Annotated in this window: 15 protein-coding genes; 5 read left to right on the top strand and 10 right to left on the bottom strand. The window is 57.4% G+C overall.

Translation table 11 applies throughout. The features are described from left to right. Window positions 1-18: 18 nt before the first annotated feature. Window positions 19-1,998 carry an NAD(+) synthase gene (locus tag AB5202_RS03875; RefSeq protein WP_368143611.1) on the bottom strand — a complete coding sequence of 660 codons (1,980 nt, stop codon included), beginning with the start codon at window positions 1,996-1,998 and terminating at the stop codon, window positions 19-21. Window positions 1,999-2,201: 203 nt separating this feature from the next. Between AB5202_RS03875 and AB5202_RS03880 the strand changes: the two genes are divergently transcribed. Both AB5202_RS03880 and AB5202_RS03885 read left to right on the top strand, forming a co-directional pair. Next, window positions 2,202-3,164 (top strand): hypothetical protein, encoded by a 963-nt coding sequence (locus AB5202_RS03880; protein WP_368143610.1) that lies wholly within the window; start codon window positions 2,202-2,204, stop codon window positions 3,162-3,164. 140 nt (window positions 3,165-3,304) lie between these two features. Further along, entirely contained in the window at window positions 3,305-4,606 is a 1,302-nt protein-coding gene (locus tag AB5202_RS03885; RefSeq protein ID WP_368143609.1) for a hypothetical protein, read from the top strand. A 55-nt stretch (window positions 4,607-4,661) separates the two neighbouring features. On the opposite strand, the gene AB5202_RS03890 is transcribed toward AB5202_RS03885, so the two are convergent. The 5 genes from AB5202_RS03890 to AB5202_RS03910 all read right to left on the bottom strand — a co-directional run bounded on the left by AB5202_RS03890 (window position 4,662) and on the right by AB5202_RS03910 (window position 9,280). Then, the gene (locus AB5202_RS03890; protein WP_196022586.1) at window positions 4,662-5,000 is read right to left on the bottom strand and encodes a hypothetical protein; all 339 of its coding nucleotides are present in this window, start codon (window positions 4,998-5,000) and stop codon (window positions 4,662-4,664) included. Between the two features lie 31 nt (window positions 5,001-5,031). Then, window positions 5,032-6,159: a hypothetical protein gene (locus tag AB5202_RS03895; RefSeq protein WP_148345610.1), complete on the bottom strand. Its 1,128-nt coding sequence runs from the start codon at window positions 6,157-6,159 to the stop codon at window positions 5,032-5,034. A 280-nt stretch (window positions 6,160-6,439) separates the two neighbouring features. Next, window positions 6,440-8,119: an energy-dependent translational throttle protein EttA gene (gene ettA, locus AB5202_RS03900; RefSeq protein ID WP_055251458.1), complete on the bottom strand. Its 1,680-nt coding sequence runs from the start codon at window positions 8,117-8,119 to the stop codon at window positions 6,440-6,442. Window positions 8,120-8,304: 185 nt separating this feature from the next. Then, the gene (locus tag AB5202_RS03905; protein WP_368143608.1) at window positions 8,305-9,009 is read right to left on the bottom strand and encodes an SdpI family protein; all 705 of its coding nucleotides are present in this window, start codon (window positions 9,007-9,009) and stop codon (window positions 8,305-8,307) included. Further along, the gene (locus AB5202_RS03910; RefSeq protein WP_195404193.1) at window positions 9,002-9,280 is read right to left on the bottom strand and encodes an autorepressor SdpR family transcription factor; all 279 of its coding nucleotides are present in this window, start codon (window positions 9,278-9,280) and stop codon (window positions 9,002-9,004) included. Before AB5202_RS03910 ends, AB5202_RS03905 begins: the two co-directional genes overlap by 8 nt. A gap of 459 nt (window positions 9,281-9,739) precedes the next feature. On the opposite strand from AB5202_RS03910, the gene AB5202_RS03915 reads away from it, so the two are divergent. Both AB5202_RS03915 and AB5202_RS03920 read left to right on the top strand, forming a co-directional pair. Beyond that, window positions 9,740-10,537: a tRNA threonylcarbamoyladenosine dehydratase gene (locus AB5202_RS03915; protein ID WP_368143607.1), complete on the top strand. Its 798-nt coding sequence runs from the start codon at window positions 9,740-9,742 to the stop codon at window positions 10,535-10,537. Between the two features lie 14 nt (window positions 10,538-10,551). After that, entirely contained in the window at window positions 10,552-11,334 is a 783-nt protein-coding gene (locus tag AB5202_RS03920) for a TatD family hydrolase (protein WP_368143605.1), read from the top strand. A gap of 278 nt (window positions 11,335-11,612) precedes the next feature. Here the strand turns inward: AB5202_RS03920 and AB5202_RS03925 are convergent, their stop codons facing one another. The 4 genes from AB5202_RS03925 to deoC form a co-directional block, all read right to left on the bottom strand. Continuing rightward, the gene (locus tag AB5202_RS03925; RefSeq protein WP_195232102.1) at window positions 11,613-12,476 is read right to left on the bottom strand and encodes a PfkB family carbohydrate kinase; all 864 of its coding nucleotides are present in this window, start codon (window positions 12,474-12,476) and stop codon (window positions 11,613-11,615) included. Between the two features lie 60 nt (window positions 12,477-12,536). Then, window positions 12,537-13,196 carry an HAD family hydrolase gene (locus AB5202_RS03930; protein WP_324248642.1) on the bottom strand — a complete coding sequence of 220 codons (660 nt, stop codon included), beginning with the start codon at window positions 13,194-13,196 and terminating at the stop codon, window positions 12,537-12,539. A 63-nt stretch (window positions 13,197-13,259) separates the two neighbouring features. After that, complete coding sequence (locus AB5202_RS03935; RefSeq protein WP_195232104.1) at window positions 13,260-14,102, bottom strand: Cof-type HAD-IIB family hydrolase; 843 nt, start codon at window positions 14,100-14,102, stop codon at window positions 13,260-13,262. A gap of 149 nt (window positions 14,103-14,251) precedes the next feature. Continuing rightward, window positions 14,252-14,926 carry a deoxyribose-phosphate aldolase gene (gene deoC, locus AB5202_RS03940; RefSeq protein ID WP_022094433.1) on the bottom strand — a complete coding sequence of 225 codons (675 nt, stop codon included), beginning with the start codon at window positions 14,924-14,926 and terminating at the stop codon, window positions 14,252-14,254. Window positions 14,927-15,699: 773 nt separating this feature from the next. Here deoC and AB5202_RS03945 point away from each other — a divergent pair. Then, window positions 15,700-16,590 carry a hypothetical protein gene (locus AB5202_RS03945; protein ID WP_368147484.1) on the top strand — a complete coding sequence of 297 codons (891 nt, stop codon included), beginning with the start codon at window positions 15,700-15,702 and terminating at the stop codon, window positions 16,588-16,590. The last annotated feature ends 63 nt before the right edge of the window (window positions 16,591-16,653 follow it).

Genomic DNA, 16,653 nt, shown 5'->3' on the forward strand with positions numbered 1-16,653 from the left:
GGTTCAATTTAGCCAACCTTAGTCAACTGGATTGAGCGCGTCGATCTGCGCAAGCCACAGACGCGAGCTAGCGTCACTCGGCATACGCCAATCGCCGCGCGGGCTGAGCGTCACCGAGCCCACCTTGGGACCATCGGGCAGGCAGCTGCGCTTAAACTGCTGGGCAAAGAAGCGACGGTAGAACGTACGTAGCCACGTGTGGACGGTCTTAGCGTCGTAGACGCCCTCGAAGCTCTTGAGAGCCATGCGGTAGATCTTGCCTGGCTCAAAGCCAAAACGCAGCAGGTAATAGAGGAAATAGTCGTGCAGCTCGTACGGGCCCACCAAATCCTCGGTCTTCTGCGCAATCTCGCCGTCGCCCGTGGGCGGCAGAAGCTCGGGGGACACCGGCGTATCGAGGATGTCGAGCAAGACCTCGGCAATGCGCCCGCCAAAGACATCAGCGGCATAGCGCACCAGATGGCGCACAAGCGTCTTGGGCACGCTCGCGTTGACGGCGTACATGCTCATGTGGTCGCCGTTATAGGTAGCCCAGCCGAGCGCCAGCTCCGACAGGTCGCCCGTGCCAATGACAAAACCGCCAGCCTGGTTGGCCAGATCCATCAGGATCTGCGTACGCTCGCGGGCCTGGCTGTTCTCGTAGGTCACGTCTTGGACGGCCGGATCGTGCTCAATGTCCTTGAAGTGCTGCTCCACAGCCGCATGGATCGAAACCTCGCGAAAGCTCACACCCAAGTCACGAGCGAGCGACTCGGCATTCGACTTGGTGCGGTGCGTCGTGCCAAAACCTGGCATGGAGACCGCCGTGATACCCGCGCGCGGCAGCCCCAGCGCATCGAAGGCACGCACGGTCACAAGCAGTGCCAGCGTGGAGTCCAAGCCGCCCGAAAGGCCGATGACGGCCGCCTTGGTGCCCGTATGGGCAAGGCGGGTCTTGAGGCCCGCAGTCTGCAGATCGAGGATCGTCTCGCAGCGCTCGGCCAAGTCGCCGTGGTCGGCCGGCACAAAGGGCGCGCGCGGGAAAACGCGGTCGATATCGCAGGCATCGCGCAGGACAGGTTCTTCGGCCAGCACGCCCTCAAACGAAAACTCAACGGCCGTGGCCTCCGGCGCATCGTCGGTGCGCGTCCACGTCGTCGAGCGACGGCGCTCGGCAACCAGGCGGTCAAGGTCAACGTCGGCGATGGCCATATCGCAGGTAAGCAGTTTGGTCGCGGCGAGCTTGGAGCCGTTTTCGTAGACGAGGTTCTCGCCCGCAAAGACCATGTCGGTCGTGGACTCGCCCTCGCTCGCGTCCGCGTAGGCATAGGCGCAGTACAGGCGCGCGCTCTGGTTGGAGATTAGGCTGCGGCGGTAATCCGCCTTACCGATAATCTCGTCCGAAGCCGACGGATTGAGGATCACCGTCGCACCGGCAAGCGCCATCTCGGTCGAAGGGGGCGCCGGCACCCACAGGTCCTCGCAGACCTCAACGCCCAGCACCATATCCTCGGCACCTTCATCACAGCAGCGGTAGACAAGCCCCGAACCCAGCGGAACCGGACCCTGACCGGCAAACTCGACCCACACGGGATCCGCAGGCGATGGAGCAAACCAGCGACGCTCATAGAACTCGCCATAGTTGGGCAGATACTTCTTGGCCGTAAGACCCAAAAGCTCGCCCGCGCAGCACACGGCAGCGCAGTTGTAGATATTCTCGGCAACTGCAACGGGAAGACCGATGGTAAAGACAATCGGCAGATCGCGGGTTTCATCGAGAATGTGCACAAGTGCCGCCTCGCAGGCATGCAGCAGTGTGCGGTTATGGAACAGATCAGCCGCGGTATAGCCGGTCAGGTTAAGCTCGGGCAGCACCAGCGCGCGAACGCCGCGCTCGGTAGCCTCGCGAACAGCCGCCAGCGCAACCTCGGCATTGCCCTCGACATCGGCCACGCGAATCTGCGGCGACGCCGCCGCCACACGCAAAAAGCCATCAGACTGAGAAAGGTGAAGATTCATAAGAATGCTCCCGTGCGTAGACGCCATTCACAACAATTAGCAAGCCCTATTGTAGTTCAACCGCCGGGTGCAACCGCATCCCACCAACTTGGTGAGCTATTGATGAGTTGATGGTATCTGTTAAATGTCACGTACGATTCACATCTGGTGGGTACCCTGATGGCTGAATGAAACGAAGCAGATTTACACCGGGAGGGCCCCGTATGACAACCAAGTACACCGACGCGCCGCGCACGCGCGTCATGACACCGGCCGCACTCAACAACGGCGTTCACGAAAACCATTCCATCGGACAGACCATGGCCATCGCGCCCAAAAAGGGCCTGTTCGATGACATCTCCATTCCCCAGATCATCGCCGGCGCCGCAGCTGCCGCCACGAGCGTCGCGCTTGCTTCCAAGATTGGCATCGCTGGTTCAGTAATTGGTGCCGCCGTGAGCTCGGTCATCACCGTTGTGTCCTCGCAGGTCTACCGCCACTTTATCTCTGCCAGCGCCGAAGCCCTCAAAGGTACGCACGCCGCCGCCGACTATCCCGCCGGCGCCTATGAGCCCGTTGAGCTTAATGCCGAGGAGCACCTGGGCGGCGCCGCGACTACGCAGGAGATGCGCCAGGTTGCGGGGCGCGCGACCACGGCGCGCGTCGCCCCCAACAGCCTGCGCGCCAAGGCAGCGGCCGAGCGCAGCCAGACGCAAAAGAAGGTCATCATCTTCTCAATCGCCATCGCCATCGTCGCGGTCATCGCCTGCACCGGCGCCATCCTTATAACCACCGCCGGTGAGGGTCTGGGCGAGCGCCCCGAGCCAATCCTTTCGTCGCGCACGACCGAGAGCGATGCAAATGGCAACACCCAGTCGCAGGATCAGCAGGCGCAGACGGACGATACGCAAGACAGTTCTACCTCTGCCAATTCGTCCTCGAACACCCAAAACCAATCGCAGGGCACCGATTCCTCTACGGCCAACAGCAGCACGCCGTCCGGCACGACCGACTCAAGCCAAACGACTGGCGGTTCGCAGCCGAGCACGGGCGGCCAGACGAGCGACACCACTTCGGGAACGGGCACAGCAGACAGCAACAACACCAACAGCTCGAACAGCTCGAGTGGAACCGCGTCCGGCACGGCATCTGACAACTCGAGCCAAGGCACGGCATCGGGCAACTAAGTACATTTGCCTCTCATAGATAACCGACCTGTACAACGGGCGCGAATCGAAAGCGGTTCGCGCCCGTTTGCCTTGGGCGCCGCCATGGCGAACGCCATGCGATGGTAAGATGCTTTACATGTGTAAAGAGGAGATTTGCCATGAGCAAGACAATAGTTAGGCCCACGCTTTCGCTGGGCAACCACATCTATCTGTATCGCCTGCTGCGCGACGCGATTGGGTGCGGCAAGCAAACGTTTATGACACAGGTCGAGGAGGCGCTCGCCGCCGGCGACATGACCGCTTATGACCTGGGCTTTGAGTCCACGCGTGAGCTGCTCGAGGAGCTCGACGACTGCATTAAGCTGACCGTCTTTAAGGGCGGTCGCCTGTATGCCACCGTCATCGCCAACGAGGCTTGGGATGCCGCCCTTGCCAAGGGCGAGGACAAGCCCAAGGCAGCCAAGGGAGCCAAGCAGTCCTACAAAAAGAAAAAGCGCGGCGAGAAGGACCTCAAGGCCGTGCGTCCCAAGCACGTTAAACGTCCCAAGCCAGAAACCATGGTTGAAGCCGTGCCGGAGCCCGAGCCCGAGGCAGAGATCGAAGTCGCTATTGAGGTAACAGCAGAAACCGAAATCACCGCCACGACCGATCCCGAAGTCATATCTGAGCAGGAAACCACTGCGGAGCTCAACGAAGCTCCCAAGTCGACAACCGAAGAAGCCGCTGACCAGCCCGAGACGTCTGCATTCCAAAACAGCGATGTCTTTGGTGATAAGGCCGAGGACGATCAGTCCGACGAGCCCGCCGATCAAGGCGTTACCGAGTCGGCGCCGGAGCCCGAGACGCCGCAGCCCGCCATCTCGCTCACGGTCGTCTATGACCCCGAGAACGCCAACGCCGGCATCACCACCATGGCTTCCACGCCGGTCGAGACAAAGCCGAGCATCGAGAACGAGAACGCAACGCAGGTTGAGATTGAAACTGCAGCTGCAGACGCGCCCGTCACCGTGAAGCCCGCAGATTCCACAATCAAGCCGGAAGCGACGCCGGAGCCCGCACCCGTCATCGAATCCGTGCCCACCTCTGCTTGCGACCAAATTCCCGCACCGGCACCGGCTCCGGCACCCGCAGCGGCCCCAACCCCCGCACCTGCAGCGCCCGCCATCCCTGAGGACTTCCCCGTCGATTTCGCAACCGAGGTCTTCTGCCCCGGCCCGCTTCTGCACCAGTTGTCGACCTATCTCCCCTACGGCGCCGACACGCTCGGCATTGTCGGCGAGTACTACTGGATCGCCCGCGAGCGCGGTACCATCGAGGCCGCGCGAAACCGCGCAAACTTCCCCCTGTGCTACACGCAGGCCGGCGAGCGCCGCGAGGTTACCGTGCGCATCCGCCGCAACACCACCGGCGGTCTCGGAGCCGCCTGGGCCATCGACAAGGTCGAAGCCCCGGTCGAGTAAAAAACGGCCTCGGATAGCCAATTTGACCATCCGAGGCCGTTTGAATTCAGGCCTTTTAGTTGTCATCGGTGCATATAGACACCAGAGAAGCAAGCTCATCCTCAAGTTGCGGAGCAAAGTATCTAAAAGAAACCTGCGCTCCAGTCGGTATCGACTCAATCATATTCGCAGCATTATCTGAAACTCGGTACGATGCAGTTTCACCTGTCTTCAAATCCTCTATTGAGCAGACAGCGTCTTCAGCATCAATCGACCTAAGCACGCCTTTTCCTTGTAACATCACATCGGCATGCCCGCCAGCTATTTCTAATGAACCTGAGTCTGTCGCAGTCACTTCTCCGGAACCTCCGCGCGATATCTCTTCCTTTGTTGAACAGCCCACCAATGAAGCCATCAGCGCCAAAGACAGAGCTAGTCGAATCGCCCTACTTCGAAAAAGTCGTTCCATAAGTCCACGCATAATAGCTCTGATCATACTTCAGGAAGGATAAAGATGAATTCCAGCCGTCCGCTATGCCAATCATCTGCCTTGTCTCTCCAGTTTTCTTACCAGTAAGTGTGGCGTAAGCCTCCGCTGTTACAGAATGGGCTGATCCGTTGTACAAACTCGCATGTAAAACATTCGGTCTATTAGAGTTAATCTCATTTTGAATGCTCGCGATAGCCGGAGAGGAGACAGTGCGGGCGATAAGAGTACTTCCTCTGCTTGCGCAGTAATTTGTAAACCCCGTTGCACAGGTTGATATCGGCGTTCCACCCAAAACAACGCCGGGAACAGTCTGTTCTTCATCGGAAAGAGCATGGGTATTGGTGTAATTCCATATCTGCATATATTGCGAAGGGTCGCTATATAAATTGGCAATGCCATACAGTTCCGCAACGTTCGAAAAAGCTGTCACCATACAAGCATAGTGGGCGGTAAGCCTCTTAATCTCGCTTTCATCATATGACATAAACTGAGAAATGGAACGAAATCCAGATACTGTGTAATCCTGCATTTGAGTTGCGTAAATTACAACATCGTTCCAGCTTGAAGGTTTATTTGATAAAACGACAGGCCGTCCTTCTATGGAAACAGCCGGGATTGTTCTTCCGCAATTTGTTGTTATTGAACCGTCCAAAGATTGCACGCCGAATTCGAATGGATTGATCATTACGACTGGGTTATTGAACGAATAAGACTCGACACCAAGATCTCCTCCCCGATCCATAGGGCTGACTAAGCCGTCTCCAAAACGATATCCCGTAAGTATTTCATCATCTGAAGCATCTAAAACCAAATAGCCCGCGGCTCTATTGGATGTCACAACCGGAACAATGTAACCAAGCGGGGACCCATCAACATCTACAAAAGGAATAGGGTCAGAAGGCGTATACGAATAGCCGAGGAGTCCCTTTATATATTTATCGGCAAGCTCTTGCGCAATTTCAGAAGTAAATTGTATCTGCTCACCATCAATATTGCCCGTCGAAGCAAAAACCTCTTTCGGACGTGCGGCTAAGGCGACAATTGAAGACGCGACAAGTTGCAGAAAACGACGACGCGAAAGCATATGTTCTTCTTTCTAGAGAAGCGACTTATAAGGTACTCCTATTCTATAATCTTTTTTGTAACGTTACAGCACTGGTTATATTTCAATTCGATTTGCTTATGTCCTTGCAACCCAATGCGTCTTTACGTTTTAAACGGAATTAGAAAATCACTCATAGCAAAAACGGGCTTTAATCCCAAAGAGATGACTTTGATTATGAATCAAACCAGCAGCCAGGGCATAGCTGCAGTGCAATCGCTACAAGAAAGGCCGCCCTTGGTGGCGGCCCTTCTACTTGCTACTAGTCGCGCGTCAGCTTGCGGTGGATACGATGCGGTTGGGCTGCGTCCTCGCCCAGGCGCTCGATACGGTTGGCCTGATAGGCCTCGAAGTTGCCCTCGAACCAATACCAGTTGCCCGGGTTCTCGTCGGTGCCCTCCCACGCCAGGATGTGCGTGGCAACGCGGTCCAGGAACATACGGTCGTGGCTAATGACCACCGAACAGCCCGGGAACTCGAGCAGCGCCGCCTCGAGCGAGGACAGCGTCTCGACGTCGAGGTCGTTCGTGGGCTCGTCGAGAAGCAGCAGGTTGCCGCCCTGCTTGAGCGTGAGCGCCAGGTTCAGACGGTTGCGCTCACCACCGGAGAGTACGCCAGCGCGCTTCTGCTGGTCCTGGCCCTTAAAGCCAAAGCTCGCCACATAAGCGCGGCTGGGGACCTCGGTCTCGCCGACCATCATGTGGTCCAGGCCGTCCGAGACGACCTCCCATAGGTTCTTATCGGGGTCGATACCGGAACGGTTCTGGTCGACGTAAGAAATCTTGACGGTCTCGCCCACCTCGAGCTCGCCCGAAGTCAGCGGCTCCAGACCCACAATCGTCTTGAACAGCGTGGTCTTACCGACGCCGTTGGGGCCGATGACGCCCACGATGCCGTTACGCGGCAGGGTGAACGAAAGGTCATCGATGAGCACGCGGCCATCGAACTCCTTGTGCAGGTGATGAGCCTCGAGCACCTTGTTGCCCAAACGCGGGCCCACAGGAATGCGGATGTCGGTCCAGTCGAGCTTCTGGCTTGCGCGAGCCTCGGCCTCCATCTCCTCGTAGCGAGCCAGACGGGCCTTGTTCTTTGCCTGGCGAGCCTTGGGCGAGCTGCGTACCCACTCGAGCTCGGCCTCCATGCGCTTGGCGAGCTTGGCGTCGCGGTTGCCCTGTGCCTCGATACGGGCGGCCTTGGTCTCCAGATACGTGGAGTAGTTGCCCTTGTAGGGATAGAGGTGACCGCGGTCGACCTCGCAGATCCACTCGGCAACGTTATCCAGGAAGTAGCGATCGTGTGTGACGGCAAGCACCGCGCCCTGGTAGTTGTGCAGGAAGTGCTCGAGCCAAAGGATCGACTCGGCGTCCAGGTGGTTCGTGGGCTCGTCGAGCAGCAGCAGGTCGGGAGCCTCGAGCAGCAGCTTGCACAGGGCCACGCGGCGGCGCTCGCCGCCAGAGAGCACGTTGACCGGCATGTCGGAATCGGGCAGCTGCAGGGCGTCCATGGCCTGGCCGAGCTTGGAATCGATATCCCAGCCGTCGGCGGCGTCAATCTCGTCCTGGAGCTTTCCCATCTCGGCCATGAGGGCGTCCATGTCGCAATCCGGGTCGCACATCTCCTCGCCGATCTTGTTGAAGCGATCGACCTTGGCAATCATGTCGCCAAATGCCATGCGCACGTTCTCGATGACGGTCTTGTCGTCGTCGAGCGGCGGCTCCTGCTGCAGGATGCCCACGGTGTAGCCGGGGGTGAGCCTGGCATCGCCGTTGGAGACCTCCTCGATGCCGGCCATGATCTTGAGCAGGGTCGACTTGCCCATGCCGTTGGGACCCACAACGCCGATCTTGGCACCGGGGTAGAAGCTCAGGGTCACGTCGTCAAGGATCACCTTGTCGCCATGGGCCTTGCGAGCCTGATACATCTGGTAGATAAACTCAGCCATATGCCTGTTTTATCCTTTCTACCTGCTGTTTTCCTATTCTTGTTTCGCTTTAGTGGAAACGAAATGAAAAAACCAGCTCTGAAACGTAACGAAAAAGGGGCATGGTTGCCCACACCCCCTAATACTACCTGGGAAAAGTTCCCCCGGAACATACTATGAACTGCGTACGCTAGTTTTCCGCAACCTTAGCGAGCGGCTCGCTGCGATTTGCGCCACAGCAGATACGAGTAGACGTAGACGGCTCCGACCGAACCAAACGCCAGAACCGCAATCACCGCGGCGACGACTTCACTCGAAAGCACGCTGCCTGCCACGCCCATCACAATCAGGCCAAAGCCCAGCACCATAAAGCAGGCACCGCCAAAGCGCTGCGTACGGCGCCAGTTCTCGGGATTGGCAAGCGCCCAAGGCGTCTTGATACCGAGCGTATAGTTCTGCTTCACACGCGGCAAGTAGTTGCCTACGCCGATGAACAGCAAACCGACAACACCGGAAATCAGCACGTTAACCGAACCGGCCGCCGGCACCACGCCCCAGACCGTAAGCTCTCCCAGCCAGCTTATGGCGCACATGAACAAGGTGAAGGCGATTACGAAGCCCTGATAGAACTTGCCCGAGGTTCGATATGCCTCACCTTTGGGATCGATGCGCGGCACCACGCAGAACATTGCGAGAAGCACCAGAGGCAATGCGCCGAGCGCCGATGCCATCCAGCTGGGACCCCAACCGTCGACGGCGCCGTTCGCGCCCCAGTGCGTGGGAATCTGCCCGGGCAAGCTCGGCATCACCATGAGGTGCGCTACGACATTGGCGACGCACAGAGCGATCAGCGCAATCCACACACGCCGCGATACCCCCGTGGCGTGAATGCCCTTGTTTTCGTTATTCATCCTTATCACCTTCCGTGTTTGTAAAGCCCATAAACCAACCGATCAAGTCCTGCATGACGGTGGTGTTTAAGCTGTAAACGATGTTTTGGCCATGACGTTCGTCGGTCACCAACCCGGCGTTTTTGAGCGTCGCCAAGTGATGGCTCAACGACGGCTTGCTGATGTCAAAATGTTCGGCAAGCTCCCCGGCCGTGCGATTGCCCTCGCGCAGCAACTCCAAAATGCGCCGTCGCGTTGGATCGGCAAGCGCCTTAAAACCCTCTCCCGGCATAAGACCTCCTTTCATCATCTCTCATGACGCGCACACTATACTCGATATTTAGATGTTTGTCTAATTATCTAAAACAGTAACATCTATAGAACATTCGTTCGTATTTAGCTACAATGGAAGTTGAAGCAGATGGCCCAGCTCCCTCTACCCAAGAAGGAGATGGACTATGAGTATTGACGATGTCCTGACGTTGTTGTTGCTTGTAATCGCGGCTGTGGAGCTCGGCATCCACATTGGAGGTCGAATGAAATAGCCGCCCCCGCGTAATGCGAAGACGGCCACTTCTCACGCTACAAACGTGTTTGGGAGTTGGCCAACCCGCGGCAACGGGTGCCATCTGCTTCATCTTATGCGAATCTCTGCCTCATTTCAACAAGCCCCTAGGGCTCAAATGGAATCGCAATAATACCTATAATGGCGATAGCTAAAACACGACCGACTCCCCATCGGAGGATATCTATGACCGAAACCGCAGCCGCAGCCCCCATCGAGACACGCGACACCAAGCTCGAGATCATCATGGGCCGCGAGGCACTCGACAAGCTCGCCGATGCTACAGTGCTGGTGCTCGGCTGCGGAGGCGTGGGCTCCAACTGCTGCGAGGCACTCGCCCGCGGCGGCATCGGTCATTTCGTCATTCTGGACAAGGACATCGTCGCGCCCAGCAATATCAATCGCCAGGCTATCGCCTTTCACAGCACCATCGGCAAGCGCAAGGTCGATGTTATGGAAGCCATGATCCACGACATCAATCCCACCGCCACCGTTCTCAAACGCACCGAATACCTGCTGAGCGACAACATCGACGAGTTCTTCGCGAGCGTTTTGGAGCAGACGGACGGCAAGCTCGACTACGTCGTCGACGCCATCGACACCATCTCGGCCAAGCTCACCATTGCCAAATATGCTCAGGACCACGACATTCGTTTGGTTAGCTCCATGGGCGGGGCCAACAAGCTCCATCCCGAGTGCCTCCGCTTTGCCGACATTTTCGATACGGTACGTGACCCCATGAGCCGCATCATGCGCAAAGAATGTAAGAAGCGCGGAATCAAGAGTCTGCACGTGCTGTTTAGCTGCGAGGAATCGGTTAAGACCCAACCCCGCGACCCGTCCAACATCCACGAGCGTACCGAGTTGGGTACCGCTAGTTTTATGCCGCCCATCATGGGTCAGATGATTGCCGGCGAGGTTATCCGCCAGATCAGTGGACGCGGCACCGAGCGTGTGCGCGCCGACGGCCAACGCCTGGACTAGCGGAGTGCGCCGAGATGGAGCCCCGGTTATTTGATGCACACTGCCATCTTGATTTGATGGCTCACCCGGACGCCGTTGCCGATGAGGCGACGGCACTGGGCTTGGGCCTATTTGATTGCGGCGTCGATCCACGTGACTTTTCGGCCGCAAACGAGCGCGCCCATCGCCAACCAAGCATCATCGCCGGCATTGGGCTTCACCCCTGGTGGCTTGCCGACGGTCGCTGCGGTCCTGCCGAAATCAATCTGCTTTGCGAAGTTGCAGCCCAAGAGCGCTACATCGGCGAGGTGGGACTCGACTTTTCTGCGCGCTTTGCCGGAAGCGAGCCGCTGCAAACACAGGCACTTGACCGGCTCTGCGAGGCTCTCGCGCAACATCCTCTTACCGGGCGTGTGATATCAATTCACGACGTTCGTTCGGCAGGAGCCGTACTGGACGTCCTCGAATCGCATGGACTACTCATCCCAAACCCCGACTCCCCCGCTATCATCTTCCACTGGTTTAGCGGTACTTCGGACGAACTCGTCCGCGCGCGTAATGCGGGCTGTTATTTTTCCGTGAACGAGCGGATGCTCGCCACCAAGCGCGGTCGCGAATACGCCCGACAGATCCCACTCGATCGTTTACTGCTCGAGACCGATGCGCCGGCGGAGGCAAACACCGAAACAAGCGCACAGTCGCTTATCAGATCGCTCACATGGACCTCAGAACGCATCGTCTCACTCAAAAACCGCGACGCAGAGTGCATCGAGTCGGCAGTTTTAGCAAATGCGCACTCTGGTTTTGACCTTCGCTAGCCCCGGTGGGCAAAAAATGCCAAATATGAGTACTGTTGCAAATCCAGTCACATTATTTTACGGCAAAATAGTGCCTTGATAATGTACAGCTATCCATTATCAAGGCACTTTAAGGTGGTTAAAGTCATTTTTAGCAGGTTTTAATCACTCGCAGACACCCAACTAGGCCCTCAATAGCTTAATTTCGCTGTTACTAAATTAGTGACAGTACTCATATTTAGCATTATTTGTCCATGGAGTCCCGGGGGGCGACAATTCGACTCCCCGGGACTGCTCACCTATTCGGAAATCGGCACTCCATGGCCCCAGGAGCCTTCCATGCCGCATACGGTCGAAGCAAACCCCGCCGCAAAGTCGAGTGCACGCTCGATGGCCTCGGCACCATCCTCGCCACGCTTGACGGAATCGAGATAACACATCAGGAACGAAGTCAGGAATGAGTCGCCCGCACCCATGGTGTCCTTCATATCCGTTACCGGCTTAGCCAGTTGGCGGTAATAACGATCGCCGTCATAGGCAATGCAGCCCTCAGCGCCAGCCGTTGCCGATACGAAACGCGGACCTAGGCTCCTCACCCATGCCAGACGCTCGCGAATCTCATCCTCACTCGCGGCGTCTGCCGCGCTAAAGAACGCGAAGTCAACGTAGGGAGCAATCTGCTCGTAGTACTCGTCGGTCGAATCGTCCGAGAAGTCAAACGAAACCGTGATGCCCGCGGCCTTCAACTTGGGAAGTTCACGCTCGGTAAAGCAATAGTTGCCCGAGTGGACTACGTCGAACTGCTTCACGTACGCAAGGTCAAAGCGATCGAGCACATAGCGCGCATCACCACGGATGCCGCCCTCATTGGAGCCAAGGAAAACACGGTCGCCGTTAACGACGGTCACGCGTGCCGCACCGTTCTCGCCGATGAGCTGCTTGCACTTGGCAAGCTCAACGTCCTCATCCTCAAGACTCGCAATCACATGCTCAGCAGCAGCGTCATTACCAAGGATGCCCATATACGCGGAGCGCGCGGCGCCGCACTTCTTGGCATACACGGCAAAGTTCACCGCATTGCCACCCGGATACATTGTGTGGATATGCTCGTAGCAGTCGACGACGTTGTCGCCAAACCCCAGTGCGCTCACGTTAAATGCCATGACGCCGCCTCTCTCTTATGCCAACGGAACCACTGTTGTGACAGCAGTACCGCCCAGAATCTACGCGAGTTCCAGCAGCTCCGGCAGCTGGTCGATAATCTTGTCCGCGGCATCCTGGCTAAAGCCAAAGCGCTCCTCGCGCTTGGCAATAACCGTCAGGCCGGCTCGCTTACCCGCGGTAATGCCCGGAACGGAATCCTCAACGCAGCAGCAGCGATTCGCGGGCAGCCCCAGCAGGTCTAGCGCATGCAGGTAGATGTCGGGCTCGGGTTTACTCTCCTTAAACTGCTCGCCGCTCACCACATACTCAAAGGCATCCGACAGCCCGCATGCGTTGAGCACTTCCTCGATGCTAACCATGGGAGACGAGCTGGCAAGCGCCACGCGAACGCCACGGCGCGGCAGCTCTCGAATCGTATCCACGGCGCCTGGGTTAATCAAAGCCTGATAGTCGCGCGGACGCTCATGCGCCCACTCGTCCCAACGGGCCAACGCTTCCTCGCCAGTGAAGTGCCCCTTACCGGCGCGCTCAAACCAATCGACCAGCATATGCAGGAAGAACTGATGCGAGGTACCGACCTGCCCATTCAACTCCTCTTGAGTCAGATTAAGCCCAAGCTCCTTGGCAAACGCGGCAGTCTCGCCCAGGTAGTAATACTCGGTATCGACAATGACGCCGTCCATGTCAAAGATAACGGCGTCGAACGGAAATGCGGACACGGCACCCTCCCTAACAAAAGGGCGCCTGCAAGCAGGCGCCCAAACCATGCATTATCGGCGATTCTAACCCAGCAGCTTATCCAGCGCCATTGCAATACCATCTTCGTTGTTATCGGCGGTCACCATCTGGGCCACAGCCTTAACCTCATCGACGGCGTTACCCATGGCAACACCGGTGCCGGCCCACTCAATCATGGACTTGTCGTTCTGGCCGTCGCCAAACGATACGACCTCGCTGGCATCGATGCCGAGTTTGGGCAGGGCACCCTCGAGCGCACGGGCTTTGTCGATACCGTGCGCCGTGTACTCAAAGTACCAGTCGGCCGTAAACATGCCCGAAAGCGTCTGCTTAAAGGGCGCATACATCTCCTCGTAATGCGCCTGCAGGTAGGCCGGATCGCCCGCCGTCAGCAGCTTGTCCACGGGATAAGCATCAGCGACCTCATGCAGGCTCTCGACCTCGCGGATCTTAAGATCGCACGCATCGCGCTCGTATTTGACGATGTTTTTCTGCGAGCCGTCAGGCAGCGTGATCATGCAGCGGTACGAGTCCTCGACGTGCAAATCGCGACCGAGCGAAATCATAGGGATCACGTCAAAATTACGCAGGTGATCAATCAGGCGATGCAATTCGTCGGCAGGCATAGCCTGATCGAACAGTACCTCGTCGGTCTGGGCATCGACGACGTGTGCGCCGTTAAAGGCAACTAGCAGACCGTCATGGTTTTGGAGGTCGAGCTCCTGCGCCAAGGCGTGGAGCCCCCATGCGGGACGGCCCGAAGCCAAAATGAGCTTAATGCCCGACTCCTGCGCCGCGAGCAGCTTCTCGCGCGTACGCGGGCTAATCACTTTCTGATCGTTGGTGAGCGTACCGTCGATATCCATCGCGATGGCTTTGATTGCCATATATGCCTCCCTGTCATTGAACAACCTTGTCTGAGCCATCATACAGAACACCCATCGCGACTCCGTTTACAACGGGCAAAAAGTCATATTGTCTCGAACATGAACGGCGTGTGGTCGTGAAGCTTTATCGCTCAGGTCAAATACGTCTGCTAGCGACGCTCATCCGTCGGTGCGCCCTCGACGATCGCGATGCCCGCCGATGCACCTAACGCGCTGGCGCCGGCCTCGATGAATGCGCAAGCCTCTTCGTAATTATGGATACCGCCCGCCGCCTTGATTGCCACGGCATCGCCGAGCACCTCGTGCATCAGCCGCACGTCCTCGAGCTTAGCACCGCCAAAGCTTCTGCCGGTCGATGTCTTAAGGAATCCCGGCTTGGCCTCCAGCGCGATCTCGCATACACGGCGCTTGGCGGCGTCGTCGCCGTCCAGCTTGCACATCTCGACGATTACCTTGTCAGTGATGCCATGCGCGCGACAAAAATCAGCAATGGTAGTCATCTCGCGCTCGATGGCATCAAAATCGCGGTTCTCGATCGACCCCTGATTCAAAACGTAGTCAATCTCGGTAAAGCCACACGCAGCGTATTCCTCAAACCTCGCAAGCTTCTCCTCAAGCGTCATAGTGCCCTGGGGAAAGTCGATAGCGCCGGCAAGGATGATGTCAGAGCCCTCGAGCATGGCGCGGCCCGTCTCGTACTCCTGCAGGTTCGCAAATACGCAGCGAAAGTTGTACTTTAACGCCTTCTCGACATACTGCTCAAACGTGTCCTCGGGGGCATCGATATAGTCGATGTATTTATTGATGGGTTTGGCAAGCGTCATGCTGGGCCTCCTTGTTCAGGGCTGGCAACCGATTCGTGGCTTCACGCGAAAAACCACGTTCAATGTACGCCCGGCATGCAAGGACAGCGTCCGCATTCCGACAAGTGGTATGAAATTAGCCGTAAACGTATAATTTACGGACAGCGAATGGCACCGCACGCGGATGCCGACAGCAAGACATCCCCCCTCAATACACCCTCATGCCCATTTAAATAGCAAGGGGCCCGTATCTGTTGGGATACGGGCCCCTTTCGGCCGTGACCTATCTCAGCAACAAAGACTACTTGCAGTGAGCGCGGTAGAACTCGATCGCACCATCTTATCCGAGCCGGGACACGTTCGCATAGCGTGGCGCGTGACGGTTGCAAAACCACCCCATTTGAAACAAACGCAAAAAAGTACTTGCAAAGACGCGTTCCGACATATAAGTTGATAAAAGACCGCCGTTGCGGTTTTAAGTAGATCGAGCATATGAAGTTTGAGTTTTAGCGTGTAAGAGAAGGAAGATCGGCAAAGTACAACCCCAAACGCAATGACAACTTAATGAGGTAACTGCCACATGTGAGGCACCCAGGGCATTGCTGTCTCGATTTTGAGCACGATGCCTTCCGCCTTGCATGGGCCGTTCCATCCCGCCCCTGCAGCAACTGCCTCACGGGCTCATTGAAAACCGCATAGCACCCCAACATCAGCACATCACCCATGGCAAGCACATCACTCACGACAACCAACACATCAACAAACAGCACGAACATCAACCGATTGGAGAAGCTATGACAAACAACCACGCTGAAGACGGCGATAAGAAAAGCATTCTGGATGCCCGCATTGAGCGAGCATATGCAAACGAATATGACGCCGCCTTTGCCGCCGCGACCATCAAGAACTACGCGTCGCTACCGCTCGCGACGATCTTGGCCGACCACCCTCAACTGCTGAAGCGCTGCACAAAGATCATGGGCGACCCCGACATTCGCAAGCTGACAGACCCCTATGCCCCACAACGCGACAACGATTCGTACGTTCTTACCGTAGGCTGCCTAGCCCATATGCTTACGGCGCTCGACACGAAACTCAAGCTCGAATGGGAACCCGACGAGCGTCATGAACTCGAAAGCAAGCGGAACACCCTGCGCACCGCACTGTTCCTTCCGTTGGACGGCCTCAAGCGCTGCAACGTCGAGCTCAATACACAGGCGCGGCAAAAGCCCGGGACCACGGGGCAGAAAACTCCAAGACCCCATGCGGCCATCGTCGACCGCAACCGATATAACCGCATGACCGCGCACTTTTCTGCCGAGGGAGTAGCCATAAGGACGCTGATCGACCTGCTGTGCCTCCTGAGCATCAACGAGCTATTTGAGGGCTATCTCGCCCTTGTTCCCGCGACGGCACCCAAGTCGGTAGCAAAGATCATCGAAACCTGCAGACGCCAGTTTGAGCGCCATCGCAATGGCAGCGAGATGAACGCCAACATCGCGCAGTACTACGCGGCTCATTACAAAAATGACGGATGTGCCCCTGTCGAGCATCAGCTGCGGCTCGCCTACACCACGCCCGTCGCAACGCTCCATCGCTTTGGAGCCCTTGGCGCTTGCGAGCCGCACGAACAGGCAGCCTGCCCCACAACCGAGCTCGATCTCAGGCTCGGACGAACCCTGTAGCCCGCCAGCCCCTCCGCGGGCAACAATCCTATTCCACAACACAACCAACAGAAAGGAGTCCTC

This window comes from Collinsella aerofaciens (genome assembly GCF_040915545.1).
In the GTDB taxonomy this organism is placed as follows: domain Bacteria; phylum Actinomycetota; class Coriobacteriia; order Coriobacteriales; family Coriobacteriaceae; genus Collinsella; species Collinsella aerofaciens_BE.

What these genes read in the sequence shown, in the direction of transcription:
- AB5202_RS03875 (WP_368143611.1), bottom strand. Translation starts at nt 1,998, where the DNA reads ATGAATCTTCACCTTTCTCAGTCTGATGGCTTTTTGCGTGTGGCGGCG.
- AB5202_RS03880 (WP_368143610.1), top strand. Translation starts at nt 2,202, where the DNA reads ATGACAACCAAGTACACCGACGCGCCGCGCACGCGCGTCATGACACCG.
- AB5202_RS03885 (WP_368143609.1), top strand. Translation starts at nt 3,305, where the DNA reads ATGAGCAAGACAATAGTTAGGCCCACGCTTTCGCTGGGCAACCACATC.
- AB5202_RS03890 (WP_196022586.1), bottom strand. Translation starts at nt 5,000, where the DNA reads ATGGCTTCATTGGTGGGCTGTTCAACAAAGGAAGAGATATCGCGCGGA.
- AB5202_RS03895 (WP_148345610.1), bottom strand. Translation starts at nt 6,159, where the DNA reads ATGCTTTCGCGTCGTCGTTTTCTGCAACTTGTCGCGTCTTCAATTGTC.
- ettA (WP_055251458.1), bottom strand. Translation starts at nt 8,119, where the DNA reads ATGGCTGAGTTTATCTACCAGATGTATCAGGCTCGCAAGGCCCATGGC.
- AB5202_RS03905 (WP_368143608.1), bottom strand. Translation starts at nt 9,009, where the DNA reads ATGAATAACGAAAACAAGGGCATTCACGCCACGGGGGTATCGCGGCGT.
- AB5202_RS03910 (WP_195404193.1), bottom strand. Translation starts at nt 9,280, where the DNA reads ATGCCGGGAGAGGGTTTTAAGGCGCTTGCCGATCCAACGCGACGGCGC.
- AB5202_RS03915 (WP_368143607.1), top strand. Translation starts at nt 9,740, where the DNA reads ATGACCGAAACCGCAGCCGCAGCCCCCATCGAGACACGCGACACCAAG.
- AB5202_RS03920 (WP_368143605.1), top strand. Translation starts at nt 10,552, where the DNA reads ATGGAGCCCCGGTTATTTGATGCACACTGCCATCTTGATTTGATGGCT.
- AB5202_RS03925 (WP_195232102.1), bottom strand. Translation starts at nt 12,476, where the DNA reads ATGGCATTTAACGTGAGCGCACTGGGGTTTGGCGACAACGTCGTCGAC.
- AB5202_RS03935 (WP_195232104.1), bottom strand. Translation starts at nt 14,102, where the DNA reads ATGGCAATCAAAGCCATCGCGATGGATATCGACGGTACGCTCACCAAC.
- deoC (WP_022094433.1), bottom strand. Translation starts at nt 14,926, where the DNA reads ATGACGCTTGCCAAACCCATCAATAAATACATCGACTATATCGATGCC.
- AB5202_RS03945 (WP_368147484.1), top strand. Translation starts at nt 15,700, where the DNA reads ATGACAAACAACCACGCTGAAGACGGCGATAAGAAAAGCATTCTGGAT.